Annotated in this window: 10 protein-coding genes and 1 pseudogene; 8 read left to right on the top strand and 3 right to left on the bottom strand. The window is 42.7% G+C overall.

Features of this window, described 5'->3' with window-relative positions; all coding sequences use genetic code 11:
* Nucleotides 1-108 precede the first annotated feature (108 nt).
* From WA1_RS25715 to hetR, 4 genes and pseudogenes are all read left to right on the top strand, one after another.
* Nucleotides 109-1,774 (top strand): annotated as a pseudogene (locus tag WA1_RS25715) (IS1182 family transposase).
* A 622-nt stretch (nt 1,775-2,396) separates the two neighbouring features.
* Nucleotides 2,397-2,579: a hypothetical protein gene (locus tag WA1_RS55385; RefSeq protein WP_148662648.1), complete on the top strand. Its 183-nt coding sequence runs from the start codon at nt 2,397-2,399 to the stop codon at nt 2,577-2,579.
* 208 nt (nt 2,580-2,787) lie between these two features.
* Nucleotides 2,788-4,701 (top strand): EamA family transporter, encoded by a 1,914-nt coding sequence (locus WA1_RS25710; RefSeq protein WP_017739639.1) that lies wholly within the window; start codon nt 2,788-2,790, stop codon nt 4,699-4,701.
* Between the two features lie 1,250 nt (nt 4,702-5,951).
* Nucleotides 5,952-6,851: a heterocyst differentiation master regulator HetR gene (gene hetR, locus WA1_RS25700; protein ID WP_026134288.1), complete on the top strand. Its 900-nt coding sequence runs from the start codon at nt 5,952-5,954 to the stop codon at nt 6,849-6,851.
* Nucleotides 6,852-6,977: 126 nt separating this feature from the next.
* Here the strand turns inward: hetR and WA1_RS25695 are convergent, their stop codons facing one another.
* Nucleotides 6,978-7,619 (bottom strand): hypothetical protein, encoded by a 642-nt coding sequence (locus WA1_RS25695; protein ID WP_272819228.1) that lies wholly within the window; start codon nt 7,617-7,619, stop codon nt 6,978-6,980.
* A gap of 268 nt (nt 7,620-7,887) precedes the next feature.
* Here WA1_RS25695 and rpsD point away from each other — a divergent pair, with 268 nt between their 5' ends.
* Nucleotides 7,888-8,496, top strand: coding sequence for a 30S ribosomal protein S4 (gene rpsD / locus WA1_RS25690; RefSeq protein WP_017739643.1), 609 nt, complete (start codon nt 7,888-7,890; stop codon nt 8,494-8,496).
* Between the two features lie 102 nt (nt 8,497-8,598).
* Here the strand turns inward: rpsD and moaA are convergent, their stop codons facing one another.
* Nucleotides 8,599-9,588 (bottom strand): GTP 3',8-cyclase MoaA, encoded by a 990-nt coding sequence (moaA, locus tag WA1_RS25685; RefSeq protein ID WP_017739644.1) that lies wholly within the window; start codon nt 9,586-9,588, stop codon nt 8,599-8,601.
* A gap of 230 nt (nt 9,589-9,818) precedes the next feature.
* Complete coding sequence (locus WA1_RS25680; protein WP_017739645.1) at nt 9,819-14,774, bottom strand: tetratricopeptide repeat protein; 4,956 nt, start codon at nt 14,772-14,774, stop codon at nt 9,819-9,821.
* Between WA1_RS25680 and WA1_RS25675 the strand changes: the two genes are divergently transcribed.
* The 3 genes from WA1_RS25675 (at nt 14,716) to WA1_RS60250 (ending at nt 16,908) form a co-directional block, all read left to right on the top strand.
* A complete protein-coding gene (locus WA1_RS25675; RefSeq protein ID WP_081403144.1) occupies nt 14,716-16,395 on the top strand; it encodes a HEAT repeat domain-containing protein in 1,680 nt (559 codons plus the stop codon). The genes WA1_RS25680 and WA1_RS25675 overlap by 59 nt on opposite strands.
* 53 nt (nt 16,396-16,448) lie before the next feature.
* Nucleotides 16,449-16,673, top strand: coding sequence for a type II toxin-antitoxin system HicB family antitoxin (locus WA1_RS25670; RefSeq protein WP_017739647.1), 225 nt, complete (start codon nt 16,449-16,451; stop codon nt 16,671-16,673).
* Nucleotides 16,674-16,785: 112 nt separating this feature from the next.
* A complete protein-coding gene (locus WA1_RS60250) occupies nt 16,786-16,908 on the top strand; it encodes a hypothetical protein (protein ID WP_017739648.1) in 123 nt (40 codons plus the stop codon).
* Nucleotides 16,909-17,059 lie beyond the last annotated feature (151 nt).

Here is a 17,059-nt window from a genome sequence, read left to right as displayed (position 1 = left end):
GGGGTTATGGACTTTGATGAGAGAATCAGGGGGTTTTGACTTCCATTCGTGTCCTTTGAAAAGTCAGAATGAAAAGATGACAACAGAAGTCAGTGGTGAGGTCTGAGTATGGTACTGCATCCAAAAAATCAATGGGAGATACCACAACAAACAGTGCAAGTAGCACGTGCATCGTTCCCCAAGGGTAATATGTATATGCATATGTATGATGAGATCGGAAGTATCTACTCTGATAGAGAGTTTCAAGAGCTATTTCCGGCGGTGTGTGGTCAATCAGCAATATCACCAGGAAAGTTAGCCTTGGTGACGGTGATGCAATTTACAGAGGGATTAACAGATCGTCAAGCCGCAGATGCAGTCAGAAGTCGGATAGATTGGAAATATGTGTTGGGGTTAGAGTTAACAGATTCGGGATTTGATTGTAGCGTTTTGAGCGAGTTTCGCCGCCGATTATGTGAGCATGGATTATCGAACAAACTGTTGGATTTAATGTTGGTGAGGTTTCAAGAAAAAAAACTCATCAAGCAGCGTGGTAAGCAACGAACAGACTCAACTCAAGTGTTAGCAACAATACGTCAAGTTAATAGGTTAGAGTTAGTGGGAGAAGCATTGAGAGCCGCGCTCAACGAAATTGCGGCGGTAGAGCCAGAATGGTTAACTCTGATTATTAGTGAGAGATGGTTTGAGCATTATAGCTGGAGATTTGATAATTATCGATTACCAAAAAGTCAAAGTGAGCGGGAGGAGTTAGCGCTAAAAATAGGATTTGATGGGCATTATTTACTGCAAAAAACTTGGTTTGGCTCAAGCGAAAAAAGAGAATTGCAGCAACTCGAAAGTGTAGAAATCTTAAGACAGATATGGATTCAGCAGTATACATTTAATACCAGTGGATTAGTCTGGCGAAATCCTGACAAAATCGGATTGCCACCGAATTCGATTTGTATAGAATCCCCCTATGATATAGACGCACGTAATAGTAGCAAGCGAGATATCAATTGGACAGGATATAAAGTTCATTTCACAGAAACTTGTGATGAGGAGACCCCAAATTTCATCACTAATGTAGTGACGACAACTGCTACCACTCCAGATGGGGAAGTAACTTCGGTAGTTCATGAGCAACTGGCTGCCAAAGATTTGCTCCCACAAGAGCATTATGTGGACGCGGCTTATGTGGATGCTTACCAATTAGTAGAAAGCCATGAAAATTATCAAATTTCTGTTGTTGGTCCTGTGGCTATGAATAGGTCGTGGCAAGCCAAATTAAACACGGGTTTTGATGTGAGTGCCTTTATCATTGATTGGGACAAACAAGTTGTTCAATGTCCAATGGGTTCAAGCAGTCGCATTTGGCGTCCAACTCGTGATTGCAATCACAATCCCTTAATTGAAGTTGTCTTTGACCGTAAGACTTGTGAGAAATGCCCAATGAGAAGTGATTGTACCAATGCTAAAACTGCGCCGCGAAAAATTAAGTTGCGACCGCGTGCGGAATTTGATGCACGTTGCGGAGCGTCGCCAACAACAACAAACTCCAGAGTTTCAGCGCCGCTACGCACGTCGCGCTGGTGTTGAGGGTACGATCTCTCAAGGCATTGTTCGATTTGATTTGCGTCGGACTCGATATTATGGACTAGTGAAAACACATCTACAGCATATCGCCACTGCTTGTGCAATTAATTTAGCTCGTTTTTTTGCTTGGTCAATTCGTCCAACTAAAGCTTTGACTCGCAAAAGTTCATTTGCGGCCCTGCGTGCTGAACTGGCTTAATTTATCACTGACCAGAAATTCCATCAGCACCAAAAAATTAGCTGATTACATAAATCAAACTATTGAAAAAATCACGCCAAACCCAATTTTTTCTCATTTAATTCAGCAATGAAAACATTCAGACATTCATACCTGTTTGGTCTAATTTCAATTGCCTAGTTGGTAATGCCGACGTTTTGTGGGCTGCCCAATGATATCATGTCCGGTTGCATACCCATAGTTGGGACTGACGCGGAGACACGGAGACACGGGGACAAGGGAGAAATTTTTATTATGGGCAATTAGCCGAACTTGATATGAAAAGTAATACCCCCTCCTCAACGGTAGCCACCTACCTTCACATGAGTTGGGGGTCTTAAACCCAACGAACCCGGTACAGGGCAGAGGACAGGAGCCAGAATTCCCGAATACACTCCCCAGTATGCAGAGCCACACCGTGCGCTCGCTCCGGTCGGCACTAAAACTTGTATCTCTTGCTAAACAAGGGTTTCCCGATTTGAAACCATTTCATTCATGGCTATTGCTTTTCAAATGGCATCGCCTGTTTACCGGATTGGGTGATATCCGATCGCCTGTTTACCGGATTGGGTGATGTCCGATCGCCTGTTTACCGGATTGGGTGATGTCCGATCGCCTGTTTACCGGATTGGGTGATGTCCGATCGCCTGTTTACCGCATGGGGTTGAGCGCACATCCCCCATACCACCATCGCATCAGTCAGATAAAAGATGTTTTTGTCAAGAGGGCACGCCCGCACTTTATAGCAGTTGCTCCCATTCTGATTCTAGATTCTGATTCCACATAGGGGGTCTGACCCCCCATTCGCCAACAGTATCCTACAAGAAATCGGGGATATGACCAACTGAACCTGAGTGAGGAGTGGTAGTAATATTAAGTTACCAAAAGGTAACAAACTGAAGCAGGATTGGGTTAATCTCCGTTGACAGAACATGGCAAATAGTAGGAGTATAGCCCCGAAGTTGCTTGATATACGAATTAAAGGATAAAAGATAATGGGGCGATTTGAAAGGAGACCAGATAACTTGCGAGGAAAAGGCGATCTATATGCCTCTGCAGAATCTGCTATACGAGCAATTACTGAGGAGTTGCAAATCATCCAACGTGGTGTTCTCAAGTCGCTACAGGAGGATGTGAAGCGACTGCAAGCAGATAAAGAGCAATTGACCAAAGATATCCATGAGTTGCAAGAAGAAAAAGGACATTTGCTGATTGAGCAGCAAATCACCCAGCAGCAAGCATTGATTCGTCAATTATCGCAGGTTTTGGCTAGCCACATATCTCTGCAACTGCAATCTTCTTTGGAAACACTGACAAATCAAGCGGTGCAGAATGCCTCGCAAACAGCGACCAGCCAAGAAACCACTGTAACACCAACTCCCAGCACAACGGAGCAAAGCAATCCAAATACTTTCAAACTTCTTAACTCTTTGGATAATGCACTGATTACCACATTCAATTCACTTCAACAAGATCTGAAAAACTATCAAAGCAGTCTTTCGCAACAATTATCTCGGATGCACGGCCAACAGAAGCAGGGAGAAACGATCTTAGCAGAGTTGGTGGATCGCCTTCGTCAAGAATTACAAACAACAACTGACGATACTTCGCCTGTACTTCAAGAAACTCCTGCTTCTGAGGATGAGCCAATTCTTCCAAAACCGCAAGCTTATGTTGAAGTTCCTACAAAGTTGCAGTTAGATGTGAATCCACCACAGGAAACCGTATTTCCAACGTCTGCAATCTTTAATGAAAACCCCACAAGCGAAACGGTAATATCTCCAGAACCAGAGCCAGTGGTGCCTGCATCACCTCCACCTGTGACAGAACTAGCACCAGAACAACCGACAATACCAAAAGAATCTTTATTTCGGCAAATTGGCATTTCATCTCTATCTGCGGTTGGTATAGTCCTAATTGTACTGTCAACGGTGACGTCGTCGCTATACAACGTTGCCATCAAGGTCATTTTTAACCCTGGTTCCCAAATTTTTGGTGTTTTTGAGGTGCAAAGTCTCTTATATCCAAGTTTGGGAAATTCTCTCTTGCTTTTAATGTTGCGGATGCTTGTGGTTGTACCACTGATGATGCTTTTGGCTCCCATTTTGCATCCAAGAGTTTGGCATGATATGCAATTCTTGTTTGACTCATTTGGCAAAAATTCAAATCATCCTACTGCAAAGCGGGCTTTAATTTTGTCGCTTGTCAGTGGATGCTTTTTGTTTTTATCACAGTTATTTATCTACCTTGCAATAGGTCAAGTCCCTACTGGAATGGCGATCGCACTTTTCTTTGTGTATCCCGTTTTAAGTGGGTTATTGTCTTGGGTACTTTTCCGGGAGCGCTTGAGTTTGCTCAATACGGGGGCTTTCGCTTCTATTGGTTTAGGGGAATTGTTGGTATTGGCGGGCGCTGTCAGTACTGGTATGGGCAATACTTCATTGGGAAGCATTGCTGCGATCGCATCTGGAATGACTTTTGCTCTCTACATCATCTTTTCGCGCATCTGTGCTACGAAAGTACATCCAGTGACATTCACGCTCATCAACTTCGTCACAATGATGGTGCTGTCGCTCGTTGGTTTATTGCTACCAATACCCGCCGACTGGGGGCTTCAAATCAACCCTACTATCCTCCTTGAACTGGTCTTGATTGCTTTTCTCTTGGGCGTGTTAACGCTTTGCAGCTACTTGTTAAATAACTTTGGCGTTCGTAAAATTGGCGCGTCACGCTCGGCCATTCTTAGTGCTATTGTACCAGCCTTAACCGTGATTTTGGCTGGATTCATCATTCAGGAAACTTTGGGAATTGAGCAAGTTTTGGGAGTGTTACTCGTGACTTGCGGAACTGCCACTCTCTGCCTTGAAAAAGTCAGAAATCTTATCAAACCTTCCAAATCACTAAATTAATTTAAGAAAGCAAAAGACATAATCGAGTCTTACTTGAAATCACAGAATGTCTTATGCTGAGGAATATTGTTAGCAAATGAACGCAGGGTCAAACCCCACACCCCTCCTTTTTTTCGCTAATTTTTGCCTGGTAAATAAGACTTGTAAAGCTTGCTGTGAAAAAGTTTCACGTGATTTATAATTTTTGTAATTCCAAATTTAGGAACGAGGTAATATAGAGTTGTAAGTAACATTTATGCAATACTAAATAAAATAGTTTGTGAAAATAGCATAAAGATGATAATAGTCTTTTGAACTCATTTTAATGATGCTTATAAAATGTTATTTTGTATCTTCTCTAACATATCCAACTAGTAGCTATTGGTAGAATTAACGAAAATTGTAGATCTTAAGGAAGGAACTTTGAACTTTGGAATATAGCCTTAATTGGAGTTCTGCGCTCTTCTGGAAAGGACGTTTCCTGCATTGCCAAGACATCAACAGAAGTTTTGAGCAAAAAGGTTGGTTCTGGAGCGTCGTGTTGTGCGATAGTGAAAGAGGAGTATCTCCCACACCCTACCCCCCACACCCCACTCCTCACTCCCTTTTTAAAGATGGCAGCTAAAAATATGTAGAGCAAATTCTTAACAATATCCTAATGCGAAAGGGAAGTGACTTACTCTGAATCACCTCAAGTTACCCCAGCACTACCTAAGTATTCGTGATTTCCCGTCATAAATTTTCCTTCAGAAAAAGTAATACCCATTAGCCCGACAACTAGTTTTGGTCGATGCAACCAACCGCGATCGAGGGGGGAAACTTCCTTGAAATCTTAGCTTTTGTGCTGAATTAGTGTAAAAAGGCAGAGGGCAGAAGGCAGCTATGCTGAAGGCTGTGATATCTATCAAGCTTTGGCTTTATCTACTTTTCACTCCTGAGAGTGGTTTCTGCCAGGTTGTACAGGAATACACCAAAGCAATTGGATCAAGTTTCCTGATGAACACTGCAATCTATGGAAATGTAGGTAGTGGCTCCTCGTATACGCTGATGCTTGCAATACTGTGGGAGTACGACAATGCAATCAAAGCCCTTGCTCTGATTCAATACTTGGAACTACGGAATAAAATCCCAAACCATGACTACCAAAAATACACACACTTAACGCATAATAGATGAACTGAGGTAACGCCAACGCCTTCAGTCGGGTGTATGCTACTGATACTTTTTTGTTGACTGAAAACTCGTAAACGTGCTATTCAACTGTCTGTAATATGAGTAACGACGTAGATCTGATCAAACGTCTTGGCCCCAGTGCAATGGATCAGATCATGCTATATCTAGCCTTTAGTGCCATGAGGACAAGCGGGCACAGGCATGGGGCATTTCTAGACGCAGCCGCTACGGCAGCTAAGTGTGCGATTTACATGACTTATCTAGAGCAGGGACAAAACCTGCGAATGACAGGGCATTTACACCACTTAGAGCCAAAGCGGGTAAAAATCATTGTTGAGGAAGTCAGACAAGCTCTGACTGAGGGTAAACTCCTAAAGATGCTGGGTTCTCAAGAACCGCGCTATCTCATTCAGTTACCCTACGTCTGGATGGAAAAGTACCCCTGGCGTCCGGGGAGATCGCGCATTCCTGGAACTAGCTTGACATCAGAAGAGAAGAAGCAAATCGAGCAAAAACTGCCGTCCAACCTTCCTGATGCTCAGTTGATCACTTCATTCGAGTTTCTGGAATTAATCGAATTCCTGCACAAGCGATCGCAGGAAGATTTGCCAGAAGAACACCGCATGGAATTGAGCGAAGCCCTAGCAGAGCATATTAAGCGCCGTTTGCTCTACTCCGGTACGGTAACCCGTATTGATTCTCCATGGGGAATGCCCTTCTATGCTCTCACCCGTCCCTTTTACGCTCCCGCCGACGAGCAAGAGCGTACTTACATCATGGTGGAAGATACAGCGCGATTCTTCCGGATGATGAGAGATTGGGCAGAACGACGACCAAATACAATGCGGGTTTTGGAAGAACTGGATATTCCTCCAGAGAAATACAAACAAGCAATGGACGAGTTGGATGAAGTGATTCGCGCATGGGCAGACAAATATCACCAAGACGGCGGTGTTCCCATGATTTTACAAATGGTGTTTGGAAAAAAAGACGACTAATCAGTTATCGGCTAACAGTCAGGCAGTCCAGTCTTGGTGTTTTTCCCAAGAAAGAATTGCCAAACCGAAGGGTAAGACAGTTATCAGTCGGCAGTGAAAACTGGATAACTGATAACTGATAATATCTTACTGATTGCCCGGAGTTAAAGAACCGGGAGCCGTTGCAGGTGGAACGGTGGGCGGCTGAGATGGAGTTGGGGTAGCCTCAGGCGGAAGTGGAGTAGACTCATAATTTGGTCGGAATTCCGCAGGTTGTGAGGTTGAAGGGATAAACGAAGGTAAATAACCGGTTGTGCGATCGCTGGCATCAATACAACTGTCATAAGCTTGAATGGCAGAAAAATCGATTTCTGTACGCAAACCTACTACACACTGTGCAAAACGCACTGGCAACAAACTGCGACCGCAGTAACTTAAAACTGTTGGGTCAACCGCATCACGAGAGTATCGACCGATACCGACTACACAGTTAGCTAAATCTTCAGGACGCCTTGCCTGCCTGCAGGTTGGCAGTGCGGTAGCTGCTTCAATTTGCGTTTCTCGCTGAATCTTATACACGCAATTACCCAAGTCTCGAGGACTTAGCGCCTCTGCACAGGCTTGTGAAACCGTTTCTGCTGCTATACCCGCGCTCAGCAGTCGTGCAGCACAACCCCGAAAATCACGCGCATTCGTTAGGGTAGAGTTAGAGCCTATGGATAAAGCCATACCTTGTGATGTCATTGCCAGCCATCCAACTATGGCTAGCGCTGGAACTGTTAGTCTCATTGCTTGTTTTTTTCTCCTTTGCATTTCCGTTCTCCAAACACCCACCGCTATGGTATCTCAAGAATCTGAGAATAGGGATTTTGGATGCGTGGATTTTGGATGCGTGGATTTTGGATGCGTGGATTTTGGATGCGTGGATTGGGTATCTAACTTGTGTTGGATAGAAAATTTTCTTAAAATTTTATCCTTTATCCTTTAAAGTTTTTCCTTTTTGAGGCTATAATCATATCTTTGGGTAATATTAAGCAGGATTGAAACAAGGATACTCATGTCCCGATATAGAGGACCTCGTCTTAGAGTTGTACGCCGTTTAGGCGATTTGCCAGGATTAACTCGTAAAAGTGCTAGACGTGCTTATCCACCAGGACAGCACGGTCAAAACCGCAAAAAGCGTTCTGAATATGCTGTGCGGTTGGAAGAAAAGCAAAAGCTCCGCATGAACTATGGTTTGACGGAAAAGCAATTGCTGCGTTACGTGCGTAAAGCAAGACGCGTGACCGGTTCTACCGGACAAGTTTTGCTGCAATTGCTGGAGATGCGGTTGGATAACACCGTTTTCCGCTTGGGAATGGCTCCTACTATTCCCGCAGCGCGTCAGCTGGTTAACCACGGTCATGTGACAATCAATGGTCGTGTGGTTAATATTGCCAGTTACCAGTGCCGTCCGGGAGAAGTTGTTGCAGTCAGAGACCGGGAAAAATCTAAAGAGTTGGTTACTACTAACCTGCAATACCCTGGTTTAGCAAACCTTCCCAGCCATTTGGAATTTGACAAAAATAAGTTGGTTGGTAAAGTCAACAGTGTCATCGAGCGTGAATGGGTGGCGCTACAAGTTAACGAACTACTTGTGGTGGAATACTACTCACGTCAAGCTTAATTGACCAGTGACCAGTGACCAGTGACCGGTGACCAGTGAGTGGTGACCGGTGACCGGTGACCAGTGACCAGTGACCAGTGACCAGTGACCAGTGACCAGTGACTATCCGCCAATTTGTGACATAGTGCGTGTGTAGTTGCCAGTTTGAGTTCCTGCATAACGCTGTTTGAAGTTGATTTCTGGCTTTAAGGCAAGTAAGTCTCTAACTCGATTTTGTAACTCGGCTGTACTGACTCCTTCACGGAGAGACGTTTTTAAGTCAAGTTGACCGATTTCATTTAATAAGCAAGGACGCAACCAACCATCGGCGGAAAGGCGCATTCGATTACAGTGATCGCAAAAACATTCTGACATTTGGCTGATAAATCCCAGCGTCCCTTTTGCACCTGGAATTTGAAAGACATCAGCCGGTCCATTACCACGAATTTGAGAATTTATCAAGCCCCATCGGTCACGAATGCGTTGCCGTATCTCTTCAGAAGGTATCCAGCCGCGATCCCCAAATAATTCTGAATTTCCAATAGGCATAAATTCAATAAATCTGACGTGCCAATTTTTGTCGATGGTGAGTGCAGCAAGATCTAAAATTTCGCGATCGTTCACGCCGGGGATCGCTACAACGTTTAATTTCAGGGGATCGAATCCCACATGATAAGCAGCTTGAATACCATCCCAAACCTGCTGCCATTTTCCCCTTCCGCGATTCCCGATAATAGAGTCAAAGGTGGCTTGGTCGAGGGAATCCAAGCTGATGTTAATTCGCCGCAACCCAGCATTGTAAAGACTTTGTGCTATGGGAGCGAGCAAAAAGCCATTTGTGGTCATCGAAAGGTCTTGGGTTTGGGGGAGGGAGGCGATCGCACCAACCAAGTCCACAACGCGAGGACGGAGCAATGGTTCCCCTCCAGTTAAGCGAAACCGATTAAATCCTACGGGGATAAAGACTTCTTCGATCAGAGTCAGGAGTTCCTTATCTGTCAGTAACTGCTGTTTGAGGATATAGTCAAGTTCTGACCCCTCTGGCATACAGTACTGGCAGCGAAAATTACAGCGATCTATTAAACTAATGCGGAGATAGTCTACCTGGTTCATTTTTTTTGTCAAGCTATAAATATTTGCTTACTGTATAAATTTATTGAGTTTCTTTTAGGCTAGCGCGTGCTGAACATATTTGCGAATCGCGGTCAACCTTGTTTCCGGGATATGGGTGAGGGCGAATGACGAGGGCGAATGACAGGGCGAATGACAGGGCGAATGACGAGGGTGAATGACGAGGGCGAATGGAATTCGCGTCTATACAGGCAAAACCCGCCTACGCGGGTTTATGAAGATATTAACTGCTCTATTTCTACTGCTTTTTCGTGTAAATCTAACTCTTGGTAGATTTGCAGACTTTCAGAGAAAAATTGGATAGCGATCGCTTGTGTATTTGGGTAGTTTTGTTGGGTTCGTTTTAGGTAAATTTCGCCTAATAGCTTCAGTGCTGCGGCTTTTTGTTTGTAACGGTTGTATTCATCAAAAATTTGCAGGCATTCTTGGGCGATTTCTTGGGCGCGATCGAGATTTTCTAAGGCTTCCACTTCTAAGTAAGCACGAGCCATATCGAGAGCTTCATCGGCTCTATCAACTGATTGTCCTAGTTCGTTAAGATAAGTTAAGCCAGTAAGGTAGTGTTGCTCGAACTGGGTTATTTGTTCCTGTCTTGATGAGTCATTACTAGGTAAGAAGCGCAGGCGTTCCGAGTAGAGGAAACCGAGGGTTGTGTAGTCATAAGCTAGATTTTCCTTATAATCGCCTGTTATATTGAGTTGAATTGCTTGAAGAAGATTCTGTTCGGCTTGTGTTAATAAGTTGAGAGCGAAGGCTTCGTCTTGATAAGTTTTAGCAAGGAGGATTTGAGCATAAGTAAGTTTCCTGAGAATCCTTGCTTCACTTTCGCTTATATTTAAATGTTGGTAAAGTTTACAGCTATCCTGAAAATACTTGATTGCCTGTTCATATTTACCCCATTCTCGATAAATATAGCCAAGCTGATTGTAAGCATCAGCAATATTCACTCGATCATCTAACTGCTGACGCAGGGCTAAGTCTTGGTTGGCATATTCAACAGCTTGCTCATACTTGCCCCATTGTCTGTTGCAAATAGCCATCCAGTACCATTGGTCAGCTACAATCTTTTCTCGTCCTAGTTGCTGGTAAATTTCTCGGCTTTGTTGATGGTAATTTATTGCCTGTTCGTATTTGCCCCATCCTTGATAAATGTGACCTAACTGATGGTAAGCATTAGCAACGCCCATTTGGTCATCTAACTGCTGACGCAGGGCTAAGTTTTGGTTGGCACATTCAATAGCTGGCTCATACTTGCCCCATTGTCTGTTGCAATCAGCCATCCAGTACCATTGGTTGGCTACATTCTTTTCTCGTCCCAATTGCTGGTAAAGTTCTCGGCTTTGTTGATAGTGATTGATGGCCTGTTCGTATTTGCCCCATGCTTGATAAATTCGACCTAACTGACAGTCAGCAGCAGCAATACCTATTTGGTTATCTAACTGCTGACGTAAAGCTAAGTCTTGGTTAGCACATTCAACGGCTTGCTCATACTTACCCCATTCTCTGTTGCAATCAGCCATCCAGTACCATAGGTTGGCTACACTCTTTTCTCGTCCCAATTGCTGGTCAAGTTTTTGGCTTTGTTGATGGTAATTGATTGCTTGCTCGTATTTGCCCCATGCTTGATAAATTCGCCCTAACTGATAGTCGGCATCAGCAATACCCATTTGGTCATCTAACTGCTGACGCAGGGCTAAATCTTGGTTGGCACATTCAATTGCTTGCTCATACTTACCCCATTCTCTATTGCAATCAGCCATGCAGTACCATTGGTTAGCTACACTTTTTTCTCGTCCCAATTGTTGGTAAAGTTCCTGACTTTGTTGATAGTGATTGATGGCCTGTTCGTATTTGCCCCAAGCTTGATAAATTCGTCCTAACTGATGGTAAGCATTAGCAATACCTATTTGGTTATCTAACTGCTGACGCAGGGCTAAGTTTTGGTTAGCACATTCAATGGCTTGCTCATACTTGCCCCATTCTCCGTTACAATCAGCCATCCAGTACCATAGGTTGGCTACATCCTTTTCTCGTCCTAATTGCTGGTCAAGTTTTTGGCTTTGTTGATGGTAACTGATTGCTTGTTCGTATTTTCCCAAAGCTTGATAAATTCGGCCTAACTGATAGTAAGTATCAGAAATACCCATTTGGTCATCTAACTGCTGACGCAGGGCTAAATCTTGGTTGGCACATTCAATTGCTTGCTCGTACTTGCCCCATTCTCTGTTGCAATCAGCCATCCAGTACCATTGGTTAGCTACATTCTTTTCTTGACCTAATTGCTGGTAAACTTCCTGACTTTGTTGATAGTAATTGATTGCCTGTTCGGATTTGTCCCAAGCTTGATAAATTCGCCCTAACTGATGGTAAGCACTAGCAATACCTATTTGGTCATCTAACTGCTGGCGCAGGGCTAAGTCTTGGTTAGCATATTCAACGGCTGGCTCATACTTACCCCATTCTCTGTTGCAATTAGCCTGCCAGTACCATAAGTTAGCTACATCCTTTTCTTGTTCCAATTGCTGGTAAAGCTCCTGGCTTTGTTGATAATAATTGATTGCCTGTTGGTATTTGCCCCAAGCTTGATAAATGCGACCTAACTGATAGTCAGCATTAGCTATACCTATTTGGTCATCTAGCTGCTGACGTAGAACGAAGCATTGGTTATTAGCACATTCAATTGCTTGCTCATACTTCCCCGATTCTCTATTGCAATCAGCCATCCAGCTCCATAGACCGGCTACATTCTTTTCTCTTTCCAATTGCTGGTAAACTTCCTGACTTTGTTGATAGTAATTGATGGCCTGTGCGTATTTGCCCCAAGCTTGATAAATTCGACCTAACTGATGATAAGCGCTAGCAATACCCATTTGGTCATCTAACTGCTGACGCAGGGATGAGTTTTGGTTGGTGCATTCAATGGCTTGCTCATACTTGCCCCATTCTCTGTTACAATCAGCCATCCAGTCCCATTGGTTGGCAACATTCTTTTCTCGTCCCAATTGCTGGTATGCTTCTTGGCTTTGTTGATGGTAATTGATTGCCTGTTCGTATTTGCCCCACGCTTGATAAATTCGACCTAACTGATAGTAAGCATTAGCAACACCCATTTGGTCATCTAACTGCTGACGCAGGACTAAGCATTGGTTGGCACATTCAATTGCTTGCTCATACTTACCCCATTCTCTGTTGCAATCAGCCATCCAAGACCATTGCGTAGCTACATCCTTCTCTCGTCCCAGTTGCTGGTAAAGTTCTTGACTTTGTTGATGGTAATTTATTGACTGTTCGTATTTGCCCCAATCTTGATAAACTCTTCCTATATTGTAAAAAATAGTTGCCTTATGTTTATAATCTGGATGTTCCTCTGCAATCGCCAATGCCTGTTGGTAATAAAGTAGTGACTGGTCATATTTTTTGTCTAATCTCTGACACCAACCCCAATCTGTCCAAAAATTTAACAAAGAGTTTTTTTGAAGGTAATTCGCTAAGTTAGACTGATAGTAGTAGTTATTTGCCTTTCCATACTCTTCTTTCTCTTCATAAAATGTAGTTAATGCCCAGTACACATACGGTCTGAAGCTATTATCCAATTCTTCTAAGTTTTCAAGTATTTCGGTAGCCTTTTCATATTTTTCTTTCCGAACATAAGATATTCCTATTAAGAATATTACCATTTTTTGATACTTTACATCAAAATTATGCCGCTTTTTGCTAATTTCAAGAGCAGATGTTACATCTTCACCCAACTCTCTCATAAGATACATAATATAGCAAAATAGTTCAGGATCTAATTGATTTACAATTTCCACAGCATAGTCTATTAATCGTGTTAAGTCACAACAAGCAATATAAAAAATGGCAGTTTTTGCCTTGATTTGAATTTCTGATGAAAGTGTTACATCATCAGCTATTTGTTTTAAAATATTTATGACTTCAGTTTTTTGATGAAATAGTTCTATTTTACAAAGCAGTTTGAGAAGTTGCTGAATCACCTCATCTTCAAAATCAGCATCTATACCAACATAGGTAAGAACTAACTTATGAATGATATCTTTACGAAAACTCGCTTTTGCATCCACTTCCGCGATCGCCTGTCCTGCAAATAATAAATCTTTCAACTTAAGTTCTGCTTGCTGCAAGTTACCTGTAGAGTCAGCCTTTAGCCAAATAATTTTGGCATGATTAGATGACGACTTTTTAATTTTGATTTCCCCATTTTGCAGTACGGGTTCATACTTTTTCAAATAAGAAAATAGCATTTCCAGTAGCTTAGATAACTGAGTAGGGGAAAAATTTCCGTAATACCCTAAAGTTAATAAAAGAGGCTCATCCCAACGAGATTCATAGCGGTGTTTTTCAATAAGTTGTAGAATATCGCTTCGATCTTTGTCTGCTATATAACGAGCAGCAAAATATTCTTCAAATGTTAAGTGCATAAAACCATAAACTCCAGGTGTACGTTCCACAAATAAACCTGTTGTTTCTCTCACTTTTCGCAAAAACTGTGTGACTTCTTGACGAACAGAATTCGATTTGGGGTTAGTATCATTGAGATTGGCTAGCTCAATTGCGAGCTTTTCCTCGACTTCTGCTTGTGTCACTAAACCCGAAGGTTTCTCTTCATGCATCCAGTATGCTAAAGGTGCTAAAAGTTGTACAACTTCGGTTTCCTTGAGCATCACCTTTGGAGCATCAGGTAATTTTTTACTAAGTTGCCAATCTTCTATCAAGGTTTGTACTGCTAACTCGTACAACTTCACCCGACGCTCTGGCAAATGTTCGCCGTTACGGTGAATCAGTGCCAATATTGTTAATAGTAAGGGGTTTGCTGTTAACCGCTTCACTCCTTCATTGTCTTCAATCGCCTTCAAAATATCCTGCGCTTGCTCTATTCCTTTTCTTTGCCATTGTTCCTCACCTGCTTCTGGTTGCTGGACTTTTTCAATCGTGGGACACCAGCGATACAGAAAACTCTCTACCTGTTCGCTGTCCATGTCTTCTATAGTAAACTCAGTGAAGCGATCGCTAAGCTGTACGCCGTGATAACCAGCAATACGACTGGTGACGACAAATTTGTTAGTAGGAAACAGCTCAACAAACTGGTTAATGCGTTCTACAATACCTCTACGGTTTTGTTGGTCAAAGACTTCATCTAGCCCATCCATTAAAATTAAGCATTTTCCTTGGCTGATTGTAGGAATGATTGAGCCACAGTTTGCTGGCGAGATTATTGATTACCTGATGCATAAAGATGGTGAAGAAGAAAAATATACTAACATTTTTTTAGCAGCGGATTGTCTTGGGGAAGTCAGAAACCGTTCGGCTATTGCATCTACGGCTAATCAATTATTGAATGAGGTAAAACGTTTAACTCAATATGACCTCTGGTACTATTACGAGTCAGCAGACGATGAAGCTGAGCTAGTTTATCAAATTCGTACCAAAGCAGTTGCAGCTGTTGCTACCACTTGGAGCGATCGCAATACTTTACTTTGGCTCAAAACTTGCGCCACAACTGCTGACTGGCGGGTACGCGCCGCCGCAGTACAAGCGATCGCACAGGGTTTCAAGGACGATCCAGAGACCTTACCTTGGTTCAAAGCAAGTGCTATTAATAATGATGATTCGGATGTCCGAGCAACAGCAATTCAAGCGATCGCACATAGTTATAAAGACGATCCCCAAACCTTACCCTGGCTTAAAGATTGCGCTAGGGCTAATGATTTGGAAGTGCAAGCTGCAGCATTGCGAGAATTAGCACGAGGGTTCAAACACGATTCCGAAACATTAATTATCCTGAAAATTGCTGTTAATGCTGATGATTGGAGGGTACGAACAGTAGCATTACAAGAATTAGCACGTGGATTCAAAGATGACCTCAATACATTAACTATCCTCAAAGCTAATGTCAGTGCTGATAATTGGAAGGTACGAGCAACAGCATTGCGAGAATTAGCACGTGAATTCAAACACGATCCCGATACTTTAACTATCCTCAAAACTGCTGCTACTGATGATAAAGAGTTGGATGTGCGAGCAGAGGCGGTGCAAGAATTAGCACGGAGCTTCAAAGATGACCCCGATACTTTAAGCATTCTCAAGAATGTCGCTATTAATGATACTTGGAGAATACGAGCAGTCGCATTACGAGAATTAGCCCATACGTTTAAAGACGATCCCCAAACTTTATCCTGGCTGAAAACTCGCGCCACCACCGATCGCGATCTCGACGTGCGAGCGATCGCATTCCAAAAACTAGCGCATACCTACAAAGACGATCCCCAAACTTTATCCTGGCTTAAAGCTTGTGCTACTAGTAATGGTAGTTTGGATATGCGAGCAGAGGCGGTGCAAGAATTAGCACGGGTGTATAAAGATGACCCCGATACTTTAATTATCCTCAAAACTAATGCTACTGCTGATGATTGGAAGATACGAGTAGTCGCATTGCGAGAATTAGCACGGGGATTCAAAGATGACCCCGATACTTTAACCATCCTCAAAGCGAGTGCTAAAAATGATGACTCAGATGTGCGAGCAGTCGCATTGCAAGAATTAGCACGAGGGTTTAAAAATGACCCCGATACCTTAACTATCCTCAAAGATTGCGCTAAAACTAATGATTCAAACGTTCAAAAAGTCGCATTACGAGAATTAGCACGGGGATTTAAAAATGACCCCGATATCTTGAATATCCTGAAAGATTGCGCTGGTTCTGATGATTCAAATGTTCAAAAAGCCGCATTGCGAGAACTAGCAAGGGGGTTTAAAATGGAAGTCCGGTAAGACTTACGATCTAATCAATAAGAATTTTCTTTTGAAATAAGGAGATAATTAATATGCCGTATCAAGTCAGCGTTATTATCGAAAAAGATGAATATGGATATTATGCTTATTGTCCTGAACTTCCTGGTTGTCAATCTCAAGGAGATTCTTTAGAAGAAGTACAAGCAAATATCAAAGAAGCAGTTGAACTATACATAGAAACTTTATCAAATTCAGAGAAACAGGCGCTTCTTAGCAAGCAAATATTAACAATGACTTTGGAGGTACAAGTTGCCTAGACTTCCCTTGACTGACAGCTAAGGAAGCTGAAAAACTTCTATTGGATGTTGGCTTTACCCAGATTAGAAGTAATGTTGTCATAGAGTTTATCGCCGAGAAGAAATAAGAGTTGTGATTCCTTTTCATTCCGGAAAAGTTCTACATCCAAAGGTGGTTCGACAGGTTATGCAAGCTATAAATATCGTTGAAGGTGATACGACTGAGGAAGATGAAATAGATGAGGAAATTCTATAGGGCATCCTTGCCCGTCTCACAAGACTTTGCTGAAATAGTTCCACAAGATATTACTGAAATATTCAGTATAAAAAATAATATATGAATACGGTAGACGATCTGTCTCCACAGAATGTGTATAATAAACCGCGCATAGAATAATGACTTATGT

It is taken from the genome of Scytonema hofmannii PCC 7110 (assembly GCF_000346485.2).
GTDB lineage: Bacteria > Cyanobacteriota > Cyanobacteriia > Cyanobacteriales > Nostocaceae > Scytonema > Scytonema hofmannii.
Note: the sequence above shows the minus strand (reverse complement) of the source record. Positions and strands in the feature narration are given on the sequence as shown.

Coding starts and splice junctions, on each gene's coding strand:
- WA1_RS25710 (WP_017739639.1), top strand. CDS start 2,788: ATGGGGCGATTTGAAAGGAGACCAGATAACTTGCGAGGAAAAGGCGAT.
- WA1_RS25695 (WP_272819228.1), bottom strand. CDS start 7,619: ATGAGACTAACAGTTCCAGCGCTAGCCATAGTTGGATGGCTGGCAATG.
- WA1_RS25670 (WP_017739647.1), top strand. CDS start 16,449: ATGCCGTATCAAGTCAGCGTTATTATCGAAAAAGATGAATATGGATAT.
- rpsD (WP_017739643.1), top strand. CDS start 7,888: ATGTCCCGATATAGAGGACCTCGTCTTAGAGTTGTACGCCGTTTAGGC.
- WA1_RS25675 (WP_081403144.1), top strand. CDS start 14,716: ATGCGTTCTACAATACCTCTACGGTTTTGTTGGTCAAAGACTTCATCT.
- WA1_RS55385 (WP_148662648.1), top strand. CDS start 2,397: ATGTCCGATCGCCTGTTTACCGGATTGGGTGATGTCCGATCGCCTGTT.
- WA1_RS25680 (WP_017739645.1), bottom strand. CDS start 14,774: ATGGATGGGCTAGATGAAGTCTTTGACCAACAAAACCGTAGAGGTATT.
- hetR (WP_026134288.1), top strand. CDS start 5,952: ATGAGTAACGACGTAGATCTGATCAAACGTCTTGGCCCCAGTGCAATG.
- moaA (WP_017739644.1), bottom strand. CDS start 9,588: ATGAACCAGGTAGACTATCTCCGCATTAGTTTAATAGATCGCTGTAAT.